General features: G+C 71.5%; 19 protein-coding genes and 4 tRNA genes. 17 read left to right on the forward strand and 6 right to left on the reverse strand.

The features are described from left to right. The first annotated feature begins 2 nt into the window (after positions 1 to 2). The gene (locus Cus16_RS08015) at positions 3 to 1,121 is read left to right on the forward strand and encodes a heparan-alpha-glucosaminide N-acetyltransferase domain-containing protein (RefSeq protein WP_069712128.1); all 1,119 of its coding nucleotides are present in this window, start codon (positions 3 to 5) and stop codon (positions 1,119 to 1,121) included. A gap of 115 nt (positions 1,122 to 1,236) precedes the next feature. Here the strand turns inward: Cus16_RS08015 and cls are convergent, their stop codons facing one another. Beyond that, positions 1,237 to 2,697, reverse strand: a complete 1,461-nt coding sequence (gene cls / locus Cus16_RS08020) for a cardiolipin synthase (protein ID WP_069712129.1) — start codon at positions 2,695 to 2,697, stop codon at positions 1,237 to 1,239. Between the two features lie 7 nt (positions 2,698 to 2,704). Then, a complete protein-coding gene (locus Cus16_RS08025) occupies positions 2,705 to 3,193 on the reverse strand; it encodes a YajQ family cyclic di-GMP-binding protein (RefSeq protein WP_069712130.1) in 489 nt (162 codons plus the stop codon). Positions 3,194 to 3,356: 163 nt separating this feature from the next. Between Cus16_RS08025 and Cus16_RS08030 the strand changes: the two genes are divergently transcribed. The 5 genes from Cus16_RS08030 (at position 3,357) to Cus16_RS08050 (ending at position 5,962) form a co-directional block, all read left to right on the forward strand. Next, positions 3,357 to 3,438: transfer RNA gene (locus tag Cus16_RS08030), tRNA-Tyr, on the forward strand. 114 nt (positions 3,439 to 3,552) lie between these two features. Further along, a complete protein-coding gene (locus Cus16_RS08035) occupies positions 3,553 to 4,365 on the forward strand; it encodes an inositol monophosphatase family protein (RefSeq protein WP_069712327.1) in 813 nt (270 codons plus the stop codon). A gap of 145 nt (positions 4,366 to 4,510) precedes the next feature. Next, on the forward strand, positions 4,511 to 5,689 hold the full coding sequence (locus tag Cus16_RS17015; protein WP_069712131.1) for a M23 family metallopeptidase: 1,179 nt from the start codon (positions 4,511 to 4,513) through the stop codon (positions 5,687 to 5,689). A 92-nt stretch (positions 5,690 to 5,781) separates the two neighbouring features. Continuing rightward, positions 5,782 to 5,853 (forward strand) — tRNA-Thr (locus tag Cus16_RS08045). A gap of 32 nt (positions 5,854 to 5,885) precedes the next feature. Then, positions 5,886 to 5,962: transfer RNA gene (locus Cus16_RS08050), tRNA-Met, on the forward strand. A 430-nt stretch (positions 5,963 to 6,392) separates the two neighbouring features. Here Cus16_RS08050 and Cus16_RS08055 read toward each other — a convergent pair. Continuing rightward, on the reverse strand, positions 6,393 to 6,770 hold the full coding sequence (locus tag Cus16_RS08055) for a hypothetical protein (RefSeq protein ID WP_069712132.1): 378 nt from the start codon (positions 6,768 to 6,770) through the stop codon (positions 6,393 to 6,395). Between the two features lie 118 nt (positions 6,771 to 6,888). Between Cus16_RS08055 and Cus16_RS08060 the strand changes: the two genes are divergently transcribed. From Cus16_RS08060 to Cus16_RS08070, 3 genes are read left to right on the forward strand one after another with little or no spacing between them, the layout of a single operon-like run. Then, complete coding sequence (locus Cus16_RS08060; protein WP_083263847.1) at positions 6,889 to 7,338, forward strand: MaoC family dehydratase N-terminal domain-containing protein; 450 nt, start codon at positions 6,889 to 6,891, stop codon at positions 7,336 to 7,338. Further along, positions 7,335 to 7,760, forward strand: coding sequence for a MaoC/PaaZ C-terminal domain-containing protein (locus tag Cus16_RS08065; protein ID WP_069712134.1), 426 nt, complete (start codon positions 7,335 to 7,337; stop codon positions 7,758 to 7,760). The genes Cus16_RS08060 and Cus16_RS08065 overlap by 4 nt, the downstream gene beginning before the upstream one ends. After that, on the forward strand, positions 7,757 to 8,794 hold the full coding sequence (locus tag Cus16_RS08070; protein ID WP_069712328.1) for a UDP-N-acetylmuramate dehydrogenase: 1,038 nt from the start codon (positions 7,757 to 7,759) through the stop codon (positions 8,792 to 8,794). Before Cus16_RS08065 ends, Cus16_RS08070 begins: the two co-directional genes overlap by 4 nt. A gap of 72 nt (positions 8,795 to 8,866) precedes the next feature. On the opposite strand, the gene Cus16_RS08075 is transcribed toward Cus16_RS08070, so the two are convergent. Further along, entirely contained in the window at positions 8,867 to 10,135 is a 1,269-nt protein-coding gene (locus tag Cus16_RS08075) for a pyridoxal phosphate-dependent aminotransferase (protein ID WP_189319559.1), read from the reverse strand. A gap of 129 nt (positions 10,136 to 10,264) precedes the next feature. Here Cus16_RS08075 and Cus16_RS08080 point away from each other — a divergent pair. The 6 genes from Cus16_RS08080 to Cus16_RS08105 all read left to right on the forward strand — a co-directional run bounded on the left by Cus16_RS08080 (position 10,265) and on the right by Cus16_RS08105 (position 13,958). Next, a tRNA-Trp gene (locus Cus16_RS08080) sits at positions 10,265 to 10,337 on the forward strand. 36 nt (positions 10,338 to 10,373) lie between these two features. Then, positions 10,374 to 10,637, forward strand: a complete 264-nt coding sequence (secE, locus tag Cus16_RS08085; RefSeq protein WP_411266605.1) for a preprotein translocase subunit SecE — start codon at positions 10,374 to 10,376, stop codon at positions 10,635 to 10,637. A gap of 149 nt (positions 10,638 to 10,786) precedes the next feature. Next, entirely contained in the window at positions 10,787 to 11,839 is a 1,053-nt protein-coding gene (gene nusG, locus Cus16_RS08090) for a transcription termination/antitermination protein NusG (RefSeq protein ID WP_069712136.1), read from the forward strand. 158 nt (positions 11,840 to 11,997) lie between these two features. Continuing rightward, a complete protein-coding gene (gene rplK, locus Cus16_RS08095; protein ID WP_017888638.1) occupies positions 11,998 to 12,429 on the forward strand; it encodes a 50S ribosomal protein L11 in 432 nt (143 codons plus the stop codon). Between the two features lie 89 nt (positions 12,430 to 12,518). Further along, the gene (rplA, locus tag Cus16_RS08100; RefSeq protein ID WP_069712137.1) at positions 12,519 to 13,208 is read left to right on the forward strand and encodes a 50S ribosomal protein L1; all 690 of its coding nucleotides are present in this window, start codon (positions 12,519 to 12,521) and stop codon (positions 13,206 to 13,208) included. A 141-nt stretch (positions 13,209 to 13,349) separates the two neighbouring features. Continuing rightward, on the forward strand, positions 13,350 to 13,958 hold the full coding sequence (locus Cus16_RS08105; RefSeq protein WP_069712138.1) for a Pr6Pr family membrane protein: 609 nt from the start codon (positions 13,350 to 13,352) through the stop codon (positions 13,956 to 13,958). Here the strand turns inward: Cus16_RS08105 and Cus16_RS08110 are convergent. Next, positions 13,955 to 14,656, reverse strand: coding sequence for a YqaJ viral recombinase family protein (locus tag Cus16_RS08110; RefSeq protein ID WP_069712139.1), 702 nt, complete (start codon positions 14,654 to 14,656; stop codon positions 13,955 to 13,957). The two genes, Cus16_RS08105 and Cus16_RS08110, sit on opposite strands and share 4 nt — an antisense overlap. A 59-nt stretch (positions 14,657 to 14,715) precedes the next feature. Continuing rightward, complete coding sequence (locus Cus16_RS08115) at positions 14,716 to 15,927, reverse strand: ROK family transcriptional regulator (protein ID WP_069712140.1); 1,212 nt, start codon at positions 15,925 to 15,927, stop codon at positions 14,716 to 14,718. 143 nt (positions 15,928 to 16,070) lie between these two features. Between Cus16_RS08115 and Cus16_RS08120 the strand changes: the two genes are divergently transcribed. Both Cus16_RS08120 and Cus16_RS08125 read left to right on the forward strand, forming a co-directional pair. Further along, positions 16,071 to 16,817, forward strand: coding sequence for a sugar phosphate isomerase/epimerase family protein (locus Cus16_RS08120; RefSeq protein ID WP_069712141.1), 747 nt, complete (start codon positions 16,071 to 16,073; stop codon positions 16,815 to 16,817). Beyond that, complete coding sequence (locus Cus16_RS08125) at positions 16,814 to 17,962, forward strand: Gfo/Idh/MocA family protein (protein ID WP_069712142.1); 1,149 nt, start codon at positions 16,814 to 16,816, stop codon at positions 17,960 to 17,962. Before Cus16_RS08120 ends, Cus16_RS08125 begins: the two co-directional genes overlap by 4 nt. Positions 17,963 to 17,970 lie beyond the last annotated feature (8 nt).

Genomic DNA, 17,970 nt, shown 5'->3' on the forward strand with positions numbered 1-17,970 from the left:
CGATGACCACCGCACGCCCCGCACCGCCCACCGCGACGCGGGGCGTGCTCGTCGCTCCCGGCCGCCTGCAGGGGGTCGACGTCGCCCGCGCGCTCGCGCTGCTCGGCATGATGGCCGCGCACATCGGCGGGATCGCCGACGAGGTCGACTGGTCGGACCCGGGCACGTGGTCCGCCGTCGCCCACGGGCGGCCGTCGACGCTGTTCGCGGTGCTCGCCGGTGTCTCGGTCGGCCTCACCAGTGGTCGGACCAGTCCGCCCGGGCCGCCGGCGATCGGACTGGTCCGTGCGCGGCTCGCGGTCCGCGCGATCGTCGTGGTGGCGATCGGGTTGGCCCTGATGGCGCTCGAGACGCCGATCTACGTCATCCTGCCCACGTACGGGGCGCTCTTCCTGCTCGTGCTGCCGGTCCTGCGGGTGCGCCCGGTCTGGCTCGTCCTGCTCGCGGTCGTCTGCGCGGTGGTCTCACCACTCGCCGCGATCGCCGTCGCACCCCTCTACGCGGGCGCCGGGACGTGGGAGGTCCAGTTGGGCCTCGTCTACCCCGTGGTCACCTTCCTGGCGTACGTGCTGGTCGGTCTCGCGGTCGCCCGGGTCGGTCTGGAGGCGCGGCGTGCGCAGGTCGCGCTCCTCGCGTCCGGCACGATGGTCGCCGCCGCCGCGTACGCCGTCGGGAACGCGCTCGCCCCGGTGCCCGCGAGCACCGGGCTGGCCTTCCCCGGCGTGCCGTACGCGCCGGACGGCAGCTCGCCGTCGGCGGCGCTGGCGCAGCTGTTCCTGTCGCCGCGGGACCACTCGTCGTCGATCGTCGACGTCGTCGGGACGGCGGGGGTCGCCGTCGCGGTGGTCGCCCTCTGCACGCTGCTCGTCGACGGCCGCGGGCGGACGGTCGCGCGCATCGCGTACCCCCTCGCGGCGGTGGGGTCGATGCCGCTGACGGTCTACGCGGGCCACATCGTCGTCATCGCCTGCCTGCCCGGGTACCCGGACTCCGGTGCCGCGTGGGCCTGGTTCGCGATCGGGTCGGTCCTGTTCGCGATGACGTGGCGGGCGTTCCTCGGACGGGGCCCGCTCGAGCGCCTCGTCGCCTGGGTCGCGGACGTCGTCACGGCGCCGCGCTGACGACCCGTGTCCTCCGCGGGCACGTCGTCCCGCCCCGTTCGTGCGCACGTCGTCCGTGGGCACGTCGTCACGCGACCCGCGTGACGGACGAGAGCAGGTGCCTCCCGGCCGGACGCTACTGCAGGGCGGCGGTCAGGCGCGCGATGTTGTCGAGCACCTGGGACCGGCGCGGTCGTTCGAGCCACGAGTCGAGCGTGAGCTCGAAGGACGCCTCCTTGTAGGCGTCCTGGACCTCGCGGAGGGCGTCGACGAACCGGCGGCCGCGCACCATCACCGACACCTCGAGGTTGAGGCTGAAGGACCGCATGTCCATGTTGCTCGACCCGATCACGGAGACGTCGTCGTCGATCGTGAAGTGCTTCGCGTGCAGGATCGTCGGTGCGCGGTACAGCCAGATCCGGACCCCGGCGCGCATGAGTTCCTCGTAGTACGACCGCTGGGCGTGCCACGTCATGGCGTGGTCGCCCATCTCGCCGACGAACAGCTCGACCTCGACCCCGCGCTGCGCCGTCGTCGTGATGGCGTAGAGCATCGAGTCGTCCGGCACGAAGTACGGCGAGGTGATCGACACCTTCTCCTGCGCGGCGTAGAGCAGGGCGTTGAAGAGGCGCAGGTTGTTCTCGCCGTCGAAGCCGGGGCCCGACGGCACCACCTGGCAGTCGAGGGCGTCGCCGCGGTCCGCGCGCTGCACGGGATCGCTCTCGCGGAGCAGGAGCTCGTCGGTCTCGCTGTACCAGTCGGTCACGAACAGGGCGTTGAGGCCGGCGACGACCGGACCCTCGAACCGGGCGAACAGGTCCTTGTAGACCATGCCCCGCTCGATGTGGGACTTCAGGTCGTACGACGGGTCGATCAGGTTCTGGGACCCGGTGAAGGCCACCGAGCCGTCGATCACCATGATCTTCCGGTGGTTGCGGAGGTCCGGGCGCTGGAACTTCCCCTGGAGCGGCTGCAGCGGGAGCATGAGGTGCCACTCGATGCCCGCGCGGTCGAGGAACGCGAGGGTGTCCTTGAAGCCCGGGTACCCACGGCTCGCCCAGTGGTCGAGGAGGAACCGGACCGTGACCCCGCGGGCCTGCGCGCGGGCCAGTGCCTCGAAGTACGGACGGGTCGTGTCGTCGAGCGTCGCGATGTAGAACTCGACGTGCACGAAGCGCCGCGCGCGGTCGATCTCCCGGGTCATCTCCTGCACCGACTCGTACGAGTCCGGGTAGAGCTCGGCCGAGTTGCCGCCCACGAGGGGCATCGCGCCGAGCCCGCGGTTGAGCTTCGTGATGCTCTCGAGCCACGGCGGCCACGGGTGGTCGCGACGAACGCGCTCGATGCCCTCGGTCTGCTCGAGGATGTACGCGTTGATCTCGGTCTGCTTCTCGCGTCGTGCCCGGGGGAGCTTCGTCGACCCGATGATCAGGAAGACGATGAACCCGATGTACGGGATGAGGAAGATCGCGAGCAGCCAGGCCGTCGCGGTCTGCGGCTTCCGGTTGTACGGGACGTAGATGATCGAGAAGACACGGATCGCCAGGTCCAGCAGGACCAGGAGAACGGTGATCGCGACGCCGAGCCAGTGCTCCACGGGGGCGCTAGCGGAAGTTGATGAACTGCAGCGGCACGTCGAACTCTTCACCCTTGAGGAGCTGGATCGTGTTCTGCAGGTCGTCGCGGCTCTTCGAGGAGACGCGCAGCTCGTCGCCCTGGATCTGGTTCTTGACGGTCTTCGGCGCGTTCGCCCGGAGGAACGCCCCGATCTTCTTCGCGACGTCCTGCTCGATGCCGTTCTTGAACTTCACCTCGATGCGGTACTCCTTGCCCGAGGGGTAGGGGTCGCCGGCGTCGAGGCTCTTGAGTGAGATGTTCCGCTTGATCGCCTTGCTCTGCAGCACGTCGAGGACGGCCTTCGCACGCTCCTCGGAGTTCGCCTTGATGAGCACGTCCTCACCGCTGAAGGCGATGGACGCGTCGGCGCCCTTGAAGTCGTACCGCTGCTCGATCTCCTTGGCGGCCTGGTTGAGGGCGTTCTCCGCCTCCATCTTGTCGACCTTGCTGACCACGTCGAAGGAACTGTCTGCCATGCCGGACAGCCTAACGGCGCACGCCGGGCCCGGTTCGGTCACTCCTGGCGGCTGTGGACGAGCGCCCCGTCACGTCCGCCCTGTGGTCACGAGCACCCTCCGGGATCGGCTATGCTCTTCACCGCGCCTTCGGTTGGTGATCACACCGGCTGGGTGCGCACACGGCAAGTTACCCAAGCGGCCAAAGGGATCTGACTGTAAATCAGCCGGCGTAGCCTTCGGGGGTTCGAATCCCTCACTTGCCACGGTCCGCAACGGATCGAACAGCCCCGTCCGGATCGGACGGGGCTGTTCTCGTCCCACCGGTTGCGATCCCGGCGAGCACGACGTCGTTCGGGCAGGCTGGTCGCATGTCCGACATGCTGACTCCCACCCAGTTCGCCGACCTCGCCGAGTCGATCGCCCGGGAGGCCGCAGCCCTCGCCGCCCGCCGCCGGGCCGAGGGCGTCGAGGTCGCGGACCGGAAGTCGAGCATCGTCGACGTGGTCACGGCCGCCGACCGCGAGGTCGAGGCGCTCGTCCGGTCCCGCATCGCCGCGGCCCGACCCGACGACGGCTTCCACGGCGAGGAGTCCGGGGCCGGCGCGGGGACCACGGGCATCACGTGGGTGGTCGACCCGATCGACGGTACGGTCAACTACCTGTACGGCAGCGAGCAGTACGGCGTCAGCATCGGCGTCGTGCGGGGGAGTGCCGACCCGATGACCTGGGAGGCCCTCGCCGGGGTGGTCGTGGCCCCCGCGACCGGCACCGTCTTCCGGGCGGCCCGCGGCGAGGGTGCGACGCGGGACGGCGCACCGCTCCGGGTCGCCGCGCCGGCGTCGCTGGCGGAGACGCTCGTCGCGACCGGGTTCGGCTACACCGCCGACCGACGGCGCGAGCAGGTCGCGGTGCTCGCTGGCCTCATCGGGGAGGTTCGTGACGTCCGCCGTGCCGGGGCGGCCTCGCTCGACTGCTGCGCGGTCGGGGCCGGGACGGTGGACGCCTACTACGAGCGCGGCATCAACCCGTGGGACATGGCGGCCGGTGCGGTCGTGGCGGCCGAGGCCGGGGCGGTCGTCCGCGTGTGGGAGGCCGGTGGCACCCGCTCCTTCCTGTTCGCGGCGCCCGCGGTGGCCGACGAGCTCGAGGCCCTGGTCCGGCGGCTCGAGTCCGACGTCCTCGGGGGCTGACCGCCGGCGGCCCTCCCTGTGCGGCACTGCACCGACGTGCACCCGACTGGCGGCGCGCGGCGGCCCCTGCTAGCGTGCTGCAGTCCCGTTACCTGCTCGTTACCAACGAGCGCCTCGCGCCCCGATCAGGATCACCACCGAACACATGCCCCACGCTCCCCGAACGCTCACCTCGCCCGACGTCACGACCGGTCCCCAGCCGGTGGTGCACCTCACCCGACGTGCACGCATCGAAGCGGAGCGACGGGCTGCTGCGGCCGCGGTCCAGCCGTCCATCGACGGTCCCGCCGCGCCGGTGTCGCCTGCCGCCCCGGTCTCGCCGATCGATCTCGCGCCGGCCTCGCCCGTCCGCCCCGCCCCCTCGGCGGGTGCCGTGACGCCGCCGGCCCCGGTCTCGCCGGACGTGGCGCCGGTGCTCGACGCGGTCCCGGCGACCGATGCGACGCACACGCCGACGTCCGTCGCCCCGGCGCCCGAGCGGGTGCGTCGCGGGACGGGACGCGCGCCGTCAGCCGACCGACCGCCGCGTGCGTCCCGGGCCGCCGCCGCCGTGCACGTCGACCGGGCCACCCGGCACATCCCGGCCACGCCGAAGGCGCCCGCGGCCGCTCCGCAGGTCGACCGGGGGGTGTCCTTCCGGCGGACCGCCTCGCGCGTGACGGCCGTCGGCGCACTCCTCTTCGCCGCCGGGCTCGTCGTCTCGACGTCCCTGCCCGCGCAGGCGCTCTGGGTCCCGCCGGCGGACACGACCGCGCTCCGCACGACCGCGGGCGGCGCCGCACAGTCGCTCAGCGTCGGCCAGGGCGCCGGCGACGCGGAGACCGCCCGCGACCAGTACTCCGTGACCGCGGCCACGCAGTACGCCAACGTCGACTCGTCCTCGTTCTCCAACGACCCGAACGGCACGATCCAGTGGCCGTTCCTCACCGGGGTCCCGATCACGTCGGGCTTCGGCGGTCGGCAGGTCGAGGGCTGCTCGTTCTGCTCGACGAACCACATGGGCGTCGACTTCGCCCCGGGCGAGGGCACGCCCATCCGGTCCGTCGCCGCGGGCACGGTCATCAAGGTGCAGGCGCACGACGGCGGCTTCGGCAACGACGTCTGGGTGCAGCACGACGTCGACGGCAAGCAGTTCGTCAGCGTCTACGGGCACATGAAGGACGGCACGTTCAAGGTCGTCACCGGCCAGCAGGTCGCCGTGGGTGACGAGCTCGGCGAGGTCGGCTCGACGGGCAACTCGACCGGCCCGCACCTGCACCTGGAGATCCACGTCGACGGTGTCCCGGTCGACCCGCTGACCTGGCTCCGCGCCAACGCGAACTAGCGGGGGAGCGGCGGCACGCCCGGGCGTCACGTCCGGTTCCTGACCACCGCCGCGCGTCTGCTACTCTCGTGTGGTGCCGCCGAGCGGCACTCGCCCCGATAGCTCAGTGGTAGAGCACTTCCATGGTAAGGAAGGGGTCGTCAGTTCAATCCTGACTCGGGGCTCCGACCCGGAGCGGCAGTCGCTCCGGATCTCTGGCGGGGTAGCTCAGTTGGTTAGAGCACACGACTCATAATCGTGGGGTCACGGGTTCAAGTCCCGTCCTCGCTACCACGGGCCCGGCGATCAGTTCGCCGGGCTTTCGTCGTTCCGGGCTTTCGTCGTTCCCGGGCGCGTCCGCCCTCCCGCTGCGCCCGGCGCTCCCGCTGCCCGTTCCTTCCCACCGCATGCGCGGTACCGAGCGGAACCGGGCATGCCTGGTCGTCCGTTCCGACCAGGTACGCCCGAATCCGCCGAGTATGCCCGGACTCGCCACGGACACCGGAGCGCTCGGAGACCGCCCGCGCTCCCGTGACGACAGCACGGCCGGGCCCGCTCCCGCTGCCCGTTCCTTCCCATCGCAGGCGCGGTACCGAGCAGAACCGAGCATGCCTGGTCGTCCGTTCCGACCAGGTACGCCCGATCCCGCCAGGCACGCCCGAACTCGCCAGGGGCGCCGCAGCCGCACAGCGCCGCACCGGTCCGCCCGGACCCCCGCCGCCCCTCAGCGCGTGGGAGTGGTCAGCAGCCCGGCGGCGCGGAGCGCCCGCTCGAGCATCGTCTCGACCTGCCGCCACGCGGTGCGTCGCCGTCCCGCGCCGATGCTGCCGCCGGACACCGCCGTGGCGTGCTGCGCGTGGCGGAGCGTGATCGTGGTCGAGGTCCCCGTGACGGTCGTCGACAGCTCGTACCGCCGGAACTCCCGTGACGGGTGCACCATCGCCCCGAGCAGGATGGTCAGCAGGCGGTTCCCCGTCGTCGCCGTGATCGTGCCCCCGGTCGACTCGACCCGGTGGCCGCTCTGCCGGAGCGCCGCGCCGGCGACCTCCATGGCGGTGCAGCGGTCTCCCGTGTGGACGGCGTACTGCGTCGTGTGCTCCATGTGTTCCTCCCCGAACCCGGAGTCTTGCCCGACCTCCCCCCGGAAGCCGTGCGACGAGCATAGCCGATGCAACCTCACGACCAGGGGCGTGTCGCGGGCGCTCGGTAGACTGCCGTCCGTGTCAGTGAACCCCGAGCTCGTCGGCAGGACGTTCCCGCCGGCCCAGCCCTACCTGGTCGGTCGCGAGAAGGTGCGCGAGTTCTCGCGCGCCGTGTTCGCGACGAACCCGATCCACCACGAGCCCGAGGCCGCCCGCGCCGCCGGGTACGCCGACGTCGTCGCGCCGCCGACCTTCGCCGTCGTCGTGCAGGAGGCCACCCTCGCGCAGCTCCTCGCCGAGCCCGACGCCGGCATCGACTTCTCGCGCGTCGTGCACGGCGAGCAGTCCTTCACGTACGACCGACCGATCGTGGCGGGCGACGAGCTCACCGCGACCCTCACGGTGACGAGCGTCAAGACCCTGGGCGGCAACGCCATGGTGACGGCCGAGAGCACGATGGACGACGCCACGGGGGAGCACGTCGTCACGGCGACCTCCACCCTCGTGGTCCGAGGAGACGACGCATGACCACCGCACCCGCCACCGCGCTCGAGGTCGGCACCGTCGTCGCCGAGCGCGAGGTCCACCTGACCCGAGACGCCCTCGTCCGCTACGCCGGCGCCTCGGGCGACTTCAACCCGATCCACTACCGCGACGACGTCGCCGCGTCGGTCGGGCTCCCCGGCGTCCTCGCGCACGGCATGCTCACCATGGGCCTCGCCGTGCAGCCGGTCGCCGAGTGGCTCGGCGACACCGGGTGGGTCGAGCGCTACGGCGTCCGGTTCACCCGCCCCGTCGTGGTCGACCCGGAGCAGGGCGCCACCGTCGGCGTCGTCGCGAAGGTCGGCACGGTGGACGACCAGGGCCGCCCGCAGCGCATCGACCTGACCGTGACCGCCGCCGGGCAGACCGTGCTCGGCAAGGCGCAGGTCACGGTGGTGTTCCGCTGACCGTGTCGACGCGGCTGGCCGACCTGACCACGTTCCGCGTGGGCGGACCCGCCGCGACGCTCCTGACCGCCGACACGACCGAGGAACTCGTCGCCCACGCGCACACCGCGTGGCAGGACGACGAGTGGCTGGTCGTGGGCGGCGGCAGCAACCTGCTCGTCGCCGACGACGGCTTCGCCGGCACGGTCGTGCTCGTCCGCACGCACGGGCTCGAGGCCGACCCCGACGACGACGGCGTCACCGTCCGCGTCGCGGCCGGTGAGCCGTGGGACCGGTTCGTCGCCACGACCGTCGAGAACGGCTGGACCGGTCTGGAGGCACTGAGCGGCATCCCGGGCACGGTCGGTGCCGCCCCCGTGCAGAACATCGGCGCCTACGGGGTCGAGCTCTCCGACGTGCTCACCCGGATCGAGTTCCTCGATGCATCGACGGGGGACCGCGCGTGGGTGGACGCGGCCGAGCTGGCGCTCGGCTACCGCACCTCGACCCTGAAGCACGGGCGGCGCGGGGTCGTGCTGACCGTGGAGTTCCGGCTCGGGGCCGCGGCGGACGCCGGTGTCCCGGTCCGGTACGCCCAGCTCGCCGGGTCGCTCGGCGTCGAGCTCGGCACGCCCGTCGACCCGCTCACGATCCGGCGGACGGTGCTGCGCCTGCGGTCCTCGAAGGGGATGGTGCTCGACGACGCCGACCCGGACACGTGGAGCGCGGGGTCGTTCTTCACGAACCCGATCGTGTCCGCGGCCTTCGCCGAGACGCTGCCGACCGAGGCGCCCCGGTGGCCGGCCGGCGACGACGTCAAGCTCAGCGCCGCCTGGCTCATCGAGCACGCCGGGGTGCACCGCGGGTACGCGGTGCCCGGGTCGCGCGCCGCGATCTCCTCGAAGCACACCCTCGCCCTGACGAACCGCGGCGACGCGACGGCCGCGCAGGTCGCGGAGCTGGCCCGCTACGTGCAGGTGACGGTGCTCAACCGCTTCGGCGTCTCCCTGGTACCGGAGCCCGTCGTGGTCGGCGACCTGCTCGCCGCAGGCTGACCACCGGGCGGGCCACGCGCCTCCCGGCAGACCGACGGCCCGCCTCCTGCCGGAGGCGGGCCGTCGTCCGTGTCACGCGGAGAAGAACGCCGCCAGGCGACGCACGCCCTCGGCGATGTCCTCGTCGCCCAGCGCGTACGACAGGCGGAGGTAGCCCGACGGGCCGAACGCCTCACCCGGGACCACCGCGACCTCGGCGTGCTCGAGGATCAGGTCGGCCAGCTCGAGGGTCGTGGTCGGGGTCGACCCGGCCCACTCGCGACCGAGCAGCGCGGTGACGTCCGGGTAGACGTAGAAGGCGCCCTTCGGCGTCGGCGTGACGAAGCCCGGGATCGCGTTGAGCCCCTCGACGATCGCGCGGCGACGGCGGTCGAACGCCTCGCGCATGGCCGCGACCGGCTCCTGCGGACCGGTGAGCGCGGCGATCGCCGCACGCTGCGACACGTTCGCGACGTTCGACGACAGGTGCGACTGCAGGTTCGACGCGGCCTTCACGGCGTCGGCCGGGCCGATGAACCAGCCGACGCGCCAGCCGGTCATCGCGTAGGTCTTCGCGACGCCGTTCACCAGGATGGTGGTGTCGGTGAGGGCGGGGACCGCCTCGAGGATGCCGGTGAACCGGACGTCGTCGTAGACCAGGTCCTGGTAGATCTCGTCGCTGATCACCCAGATGCCGTGCTCGAGCGCCCACTCACCGATCGCCCGGGTCTGCTCGGCGGAGTACACCGACCCGGTGGGGTTCGACGGCGAGCAGAACAGCAGGGCCTTGGTGCGGGGCGTCCGGGCGGCCTCGAGCTGCTCCACGGTGACCAGGTACTCCTGGTCGCTGCCGGCGAAGACCTCGACCGGGGTGCCGCCCGCGAGCCGGATCGCCTCCGGGTACGTGGTCCAGTACGGCGCGGGGAGCAGGACCTCGTCGCCGGCGTCGACGACGGTCTGGAACGCCTGGTAGACGGCCTGCTTGCCGCCGTTCGTCACGATGACCTGCGCGGGGTCGACCGTCACGCCGGACTCGCGCGCGGTCTTCTCGGCGACGGCGCGCTTGAGCTCCGGCAGACCCGTGGCCGGCGTGTACCGGTGGTTGGCCGGGTCCTGCACGGCGAGGACGGCCGCCTCGACGACGTGCTGCGGGGTCGCGAAGTCAGGCTCGCCCGCGGCGAACGAGACGACCGGGCGGCCGGCGGCCTTGAGCGCCTTGGCCTTGGCATCGACCTTGAGGGTCGCCGACTCCGCGATCGCGGCGATGCGCGAGGCGATGCGCGGGTGGTCGGTACTCGCTCCGGTGGACGTCGGGGCGGACTCGGGGGCGGTGGACTCGGGGCCGGGGGCTGCGGTGCTCACGGCCACCAGCCTACCGACGCGGCACGCCGTGGCGGCGGCCGAGTGGACAGCGTGTGACGGACTCCCGTACACTCGACCACCGGCGCACGGAACGGTCTCGCTCCGTGCCCCGAGGGGTTCGTCCCCTCTAGGGCGGTGGCTCAATTGGTAGAGCAGCGGTCTCCAAAACCGCAGGTTGCAGGTTCGAGTCCTGTCCGCCCTGCAAGTTCCGGAAGGTGTGAAGTTGGCGAGCAAGGACATGGAGACGACGACGGACGACGTCGTCGCGAAGGCGAAGGCCGACCGCGCCGCGCGCGGGGGGCCGTTCGCCGCCATCGCGCTCTTCATCCGCCAGGTCATCGGCGAGCTCCGCAAGGTCGTCACGCCGACGCGCAAGGAGCTCTTCAGCTACACCGGCGTCGTGCTCGTCTTCGTCGTCGTCATGATGATCCTCGTCTCGATCCTCGACTTCGTCTTCGGTCTCGGCGTCGGTTACGTCTTCGGCAACGGTCCCACGGTCTGACCCGACGGCGGCCGGCCCGATGGTGGTCGGCCCGACGGCGGCTGGCCTGACCGGATCCCGACAGGAGTACGGTCGCCACCGAGACGTCGACCGACGCGCACCGCTCCGGCCGACCACCCGATCCGCACCACCGAACGGAAAGAACCGCAGTGTCTGACTACTCCCGCGACGACATCGACCTCGCCACGGCTGCCGAGCAGTCCTCCGAGGTCGAGGAGAACCAGGAAGGTGACGTCGAGACCGCAGAGGCCCGTTCGGTCGAGTCCGTCGAGGAGCGTGCGATCTCCGTCGAGGACGAGGACGACGACTCCCTCGGTCTGAGCGACGAGCCCGACGACGGCACGGTCGACACCTCGATCGACGAGGCCCTGACGGCCCTGGCCGAGTCCCGCGACCCCGAGGCCGACGCCGTCGTGGACGACGCGCTCGAGATCGACTCCGCCGACGAGGCCGAGGCCGCCGTCGAGGCGGTCGAGGACGAGGAGGAGTCCGAGCTCGAGGACGCCGCCGCCGCCGACGCGAACGAGACGCTCGCCGCCGACGAGGCCCTCGATGCCGACGACGCCGACGAGGAGCCCGCCGAGGTCGACCCGTACGAGGCCTTCAAGGCCGAGCTGCGGATGAAGCCGGGCAAGTGGTACGTCATCCACTCCTACGCGGGCTTCGAGCGTCGCGTGAAGTCGAACATCGAGAACCGCATGGTCTCGATGTCGATGGAGGACTACATCTACCAGGTCGAGGTCCCGATGGAGGACGTCGTCGAGATCAAGAACGGGCAGCGCAAGCTGGTCACCCGCGTCCGGATCCCCTCGTACGTGCTCGTCCGCATGGACCTCGACGAGGACTCGTGGTCCGTCGTGCGCCACACCCCGGGTGTCACCGGCTTCGTCGGCAACGCGCACAACCCGACCCCGCTGCGCTTCGACGAGGCGTTCGGCATGCTGAAGTCGCTGGTCCAGGTCGCCGAGGCGGCCCCGACCAAGGGCGGCGGCAAGTCCAGCGGTGCCGCGCAGGCGCAGCCGCAGGCCGAGGTCGACTTCGAGATCGGCGAGACCATCACCATCAAGGAGGGCTCGTTCGCGGGCCTGCCGGGTTCGATCTCCGAGATCAAGCCGGAGAGCGGCAAGCTCACCGTCCTCGTCTCGCTGTTCGAGCGCGAGACCCCGGTCGAGCTCAGCTTCGACCAGGTCACGAAGCTCTAGGTCGTCCCCACCCGTCGACCCGGTCTGGAGGATCGGGTAGACTACTGAGGTTTGGCCCCGCGCGCCCAGCGTGCGGGGCTTCACCGCGGTCCGGATCCGCCGGACCAGCGGGAGAGTGCACGGGACCCCGTGCGTTCGATTCCAGGAGGAAGCACACCATGGCACCGAAGAAGAAGGTCACGGGCCTGATCAAGCTGCAGATCAACGCGGGCGCCGCCAACCCGGCCCCGCCGATCGGTCCTGCGCTCGGTCAGCACGGCGTGAACATCATGGAGTTCTGCAAGGCGTACAACGCCGCGACCGAGTCGCAGCGTGGCAACGTCGTGCCGGTCGAGATCACCGTCTACGAGGACCGTTCGTTCACGTTCGTCCTCAAGACCCCGCCGGCTGCCGAGCTCATCAAGAAGGCTGCGGGCGTGCAGAAGGGGTCGTCGACCCCGCACACGGTCAAGGTCGCGAAGATCTCGATGGACCAGGTCCGTCAGATCGCCGAGACCAAGCAGGCCGACCTGAACGCCAACGACATCGAGCAGGCCGCGAAGATCATCGCTGGTACCGCGCGCTCGATGGGCATCACGGTCGAGGCGTAAGTCTCCGCCTGACCAGGCACACCCCCTCACCCCTTCCGTGGGAGAGCCTCGCCGGCTCGTCAACCACGTAGCTCTGCAAGGAGAACACCATGGCGAAGAAGTCCAAGGCCTACCAGGCCGCGGCCGCGAAGATCGAGGCCGACAAGTTCTACACCCCGAGCGAGGCAGTCGCCCTCGCGAAGGAGACCGGCTCGGCGAAGACCGACTCCACCGTCGAGGTCGCGCTGAAGCTCGGCGTCGACCCGCGCAAGGCTGACCAGATGGTCCGCGGCACGGTCATCCTGCCGCACGGCACGGGCAAGACCGCCCGCGTCATCGTCTTCGCCGTGGGCGCTGCGGCCGAGGCCGCCATCGCCGCCGGTGCCGACGAGGTCGGTGGCGACGAGCTCATCGCGAAGGTCGCCGAGGGCTACACCGCCTTCGACTCCGCCGTCGCGACGCCGGACCTCATGGGCAAGGTCGGTCGTCTGGGCAAGGTGCTCGGCCCGCGTGGCCTCATGCCGAACCCGAAGACCGGCACCGTGACGCCGAACGTGGCGCAGGCCGTCGGCGACATCAAGGGCGGCAAGATCGAGTTCCGCGTCGACAAGCACGCCAACGTGCACTTCGTCGTCGGCAAGGCCTCGTTCACCCCGGAGCAGCTCGACGAGAACATCTCGACCGCGCTCGAGGAGATCGTCCGCCTCAAGCCGAGCGCCTCGAAGGGCCGCTACATCACGAAGGGCGCCGTCTCGACGACCTTCGGCCCGGGCATCCCGCTGGACGTCAACGCCATCTGACGACCTTCGGCGCTGCGCTGACGAAGGCCATCCCGCTCGACGTCAACGCCATTTGATCCACTGATCAGTCCCAGGAGGCCCGCACCGACCACGGTGCGGGCCTTCCTGCGTTCCCGGGCCCGGGCCGGATAGCGTGGGCTCGTGCGGACCCTCGTGAACTCCCTGCGCCTCGTCGTGGTCATCCTCGTCGTCGTCGCGATCGTGGCGCAGTGGCTCGTGAGCATGCGCACGCCGCAGTACTCGCCGTTCAACTTCTTCGGGTACTTCACGATCCAGTCGAACGTGTTCGTGGCGGTCGCCTTCGCCGTCGCCCTCGTGTCCGCCGCCCGTCGGAAGCGCGCCGACCTCGTCGTGAGCCTGCTGCGCGCGGCGGCGACGGTGTACATCGCCACCACGGGCCTCGTGTACAACACCCTGCTCACCAACGTCGACGTCTCGACCTCGGTGTCGTGGTCGAACGACGTGCTGCACCGGGTCGTGCCGGTCTGGATCGTGCTCGACTGGCTGCTCTTCTCCGACCGTGCCCGGCTCCGGCTCCGGCACGTGTGGTGGTTCCTGGTCTACCCGGCCGTGTGGCTCGTCGTCGTGCTGGTCCGCGGCGCGACGGACGGCTGGGTGCCGTACCCGTTCCTGTCGCCGTCCCTCGGGTACGGCGTGGTCGCGCTCTACTGCCTCGGCATCGGGGTGTTCATCGCGCTCACGGGCATCCTGGTGATCGGGATCAGCCGGTTGCGGACCCTGCGCGTCTAGACGCGGAACGCCCGCAGCTTGTCGAGCACCAGGTCGGCGAGCTGGACGAGTCCACGGATCTGGTCGTCGTCGCGGTCGACCCACCGGCACTCGGGTTCGTCGGCGACCGGGACGAACTCGTCGTGACGCTCCCAGACGAACAGGGTGCGGTCGGCGCCGAGCACGTACTGCTGCCACCACACCTGGCGCAGGTAGTGCCGCGGGATGCTGCGCCAGCCCTTGCCGGTCGTCTTGATCTCGGCGAGCACGAGTCGCTGCGAGGCGTCGTACCCGACCCCGTCCGGTGTGGCGAGGTGGGCGCGGTTCGTGCTCGCGTGGAACAGGTGGGCCGAGGGCTCGATGCCGTGCGTCGCCGCGACCCAGGCGGCGATGACCGGTTCGCGGTCCTTGCCGTGCTCGGTGAACGCGTTGCCGGAGAACCGGGAGCCGTAGCGCTTGTCGGCGACGACGGCTTCGACGGCGCGCAGCGAGGCGAGCCGGGCGACGTCGGTCGCGGTGATGCCCATCGCCCTCGCCCGGAGCCAGGCGACGCGGTCCGACGAGTGCGCGACGATGCGGTCGGTGTGCCCGCGGAGCGCGGTGAACGCACCGGAGGCCGCGGCGGACCGCGTACCGGACGGGACCGGCGAGGCGGGCGCGGGGCGCTCCTCCAGGCCGGGGTCCAGGTCGCCCCACAGGGTGGGCTGCACGATCGTCACCCGACGATTCTCACCCCGCGCGCCGACACGGTGGTAACCGACGCGCGCTCCTTCCGCCGTCAGGAGACCAGCGCGCGTCCCTCGGCGTACGCCACGAGCTCGTCGACCCCGGCGGGGGAGGGCGCGTAGCCGATCGCCAGTGCTGCAGCGCCCTGCAGTGCGGCGACGGAGCCGGCACGCGACTGCGCGATCACGAGGTGCTCGGTGGCGAGGGGCGTGGAGCGGGCGTAGACGACCTCGCGGACGCCGGCGAGCAGGTGCTCCCCGGCGCGCGTGATGGACCCGCCGAGCGTGATGACCGACGGGTTGACCAGGGACACGCACGTGGCGAGGACCTCGCCGATGTCGCGGCCCGCCTGCCGCACGGCGCCGATGGCGTCGAGCTCGGCCCGGTTCACCAGGTCGATGACGTCACCGCTCGTGTGCACGTCGTGGCCCTTCGCCCGCAGGGCACGGGCGATGGCGGGGCCGGACGCCACGGCCTCCAGGCAGCCGGTGTTGCCGCAGTGGCACGGCACGTCCCCGGCGCGCGAGACCCGGACGTGCCCGATGTCGCCGGCCGTGCCCTGCGCGCCGCGGCGGAGCTGCCCGTCCGAGACGATCCCGGAGCCGATGCCCGTGGCGACCTTCACGAAGAGCAGGTGGTCGACGTCCGGCCAGCCGTGCTGGCGCTCCCCGAGGGCCGCGATGTTGACGTCGTTGTCGAGCAGGACGTGGGCCGCGACGTGTCCGCGGAGCCACCCGGGGACGTCGAAGCCGTCCCACCCGGGCATGATCGGCGGGTTCGCCGGGCGTCCAGTGGAGAACTCGACCGGACCGGGGACGCCGATGCCGATCGCGATGACGTCGTCGCGCGACCGACCGACCTCGTCGAGCAGCACGTCCACCGTCTCGACGAGCCACGTGAGCGTCGGGACGGGGCCGGCGGCGATGTCGATGCGGGCCTCGCGCACGGCGAGGGTGGTGGCGGTGAGGTCCGTCACCGCGACGCGTCCGTGCGAGGCCCCGAGGTCGGCGGCGACCACCAGTCGGGCGCCGGGCACCAGCGCGACCCGCGCGGGCGGGCGACCACCGGTGGACGCTGCCGTCTCGACCGGGCCGACGAGCCCGACGTCGATGAGGGCGTCGAGGCGCACAGCGATCGTCGAGCGTGCGAGTCCCGTCAGGGCGGCCAGCTCCGCCCGGGTCCGCGGCACGCCGTCGCGGAGGATCTGGAAGAGCTCGCTCGTCCCGACCGGAGGCGACGCTGCCGTCCGGGTGAAGTCGACCATGCCGGGAGTGAAGCACACATCGATCGCGCCACGCAACGAAGGTTGTCGAGGAGCTCGCAACTTCTGCTTGACCGCCGACAGAAGCGGCCATAGTGTTCCCCTCGATCAGTGACGATCCACCATCTCGACGAGGAGAACCCCTGGTGACCCAACCCCTCTCGGTCCAGCTCTACACGGTGCGCGACGCCCTCTCGGCGGACCTGCCCGGCACCCTCCGCCGCATCGCCTCCATCGGCTACACGAACGTCGAGGCCTTCAGGTACGTCGAGCACGCCGAGGAACTGCGCGACGCCCTGGCCGACGCCGGCCTGCGGGCACCGAGCGGGCACGCCCGGCTGCTGGACGCCGGCGAGCAGGACCTCGAGCGCATCATGCACGCCAGCACGACGATCGGGATGCAGACGCTCATCGACCCGCACATCGACGAGGCCCGCTGGACGACCCGCGAGGACGTCGAGGCGATCGCCCGCGAGCTCAGCACCCTCGCCCCCCGTGCCGCCGACCACGGGCTCGTGCTCGGGTACCACAACCACGCGTTCGAGTTCTCGAACCGCATCGACGGGGTCAGCGCCTACCAGGTGTTCGCGGACGCCCTGTCCGACGACGTCGTGCTCGAACTCGACACCTACTGGGTCACGGTCGGCGGCGACGACCCGGTCGCGGTCATCGGCCGGTACGGCGACAAGGTGCGGTTCCTGCACGTCAAGGACGGCGACGGCTCGCACGACGACAAGCGGCAGGTCGCCGTGGGGAACGGCGTCATGCCGATCCGCGACATCGTCGCCGCGGCACCGGACGCGCAGCACGTCGTCGAGCTCGACGACCACGAGGGCGACGTCTTCCAGGCCGTCACCGACTCGTACACGTTCCTCGAGGGCGTCCGCGCATGACCGACACCACCACGGCGGCCGGTGAGCAGGGGACGACCACGCAGCGCACCGGTCCGGTCGGGGTCGGCGTCATCGGCGCCGGCGTCATCTCCGACCAGTACCTGTCCAACCTCACCGTGTTCCCCGACGTCGAGGTCCGGTTCATCGCCGACATCGACCTCGACCGCGCCGCCGCCCAGGCCGGGAAGTGGGGCGTCCCCGGGTCGGGGACCGTCGAGCAGCTCCTGGCGGACGACGACATCGAGATCGTCGTCAACCTGACCATCCCCGCCGCCCACGTCGAGGTCGCGCTGCAGGTGCTGGCCGCCGGCAAGCACGTGTGGGGCGAGAAGCCCTACGCGCTCGACCGCACGAGCGCCGCGCAGCTCCGCGACGCCGCGGCCGCTGCCGGCAAGACCGTCAGCGTCGCACCGGACACCTTCCTCGGTGCCGGCCTGCAGACCGCGCTCCGCACGATCCGCGACGGCCGGATCGGCGCCCCGCTCAACGGTCTGACGCTCTTCCAGAGCCCCGGCCCGGAGTCGTGGCACCCGAGCCCCGAGTTCCTGTTCGCGTACGGCGCGGGTCCGCTGTTCGACATCGGCCCGTACTACATCACCACGCTCGTGCAGGTCTTCGGTCCGGTCGAGAAGGTCACGGCCACCGCGTCGAGGTCCCGTGCCACGCGCACGATCGGCTCCGGCCCGAAGGCGGGCACCGAGTTCCCCGTCGACGTGCCGACGAACCACTCCGCGCTCATCCAGTTCGCCAGCGGCGCGAGCGCGCAGAGCGTGTTCTCGTTCGAGTCCGACCGGGGCCGGACCGGCTTCGTCGAGATCGCGGGGGAGCAGGGCACCGTCGTGTTCCCGGACCCGAACAACTTCGACGGCGACACCGAGCTCTACGCGCACGGCGCCGAGGAGCCCGAGACGATCCCCGCCGTGGGCTCCACCTACTCGCGCGGCACCGGCGTGGTGGACCTCGCCCGCTCGATCCGTGCCGGGCGGGAGAACCGGGTCCCCGGCGCCCTCGCCTTCCACGTCCTCGACGTGATGGTCTCCATCGCCGAGGCCGCCGAACGTGGTGAGACCGTGCTCGTCGAGAGCACGGTCGAGCCCTCCCCGACCCTCCCCGAGGGTTGGGACCCCGCGGAGCAGACCCTCTGACCCGCCCG

This window comes from Curtobacterium sp. ER1/6, assembly GCF_001742745.1.
Lineage (GTDB): Bacteria > Actinomycetota > Actinomycetes > Actinomycetales > Microbacteriaceae > Curtobacterium > Curtobacterium citri.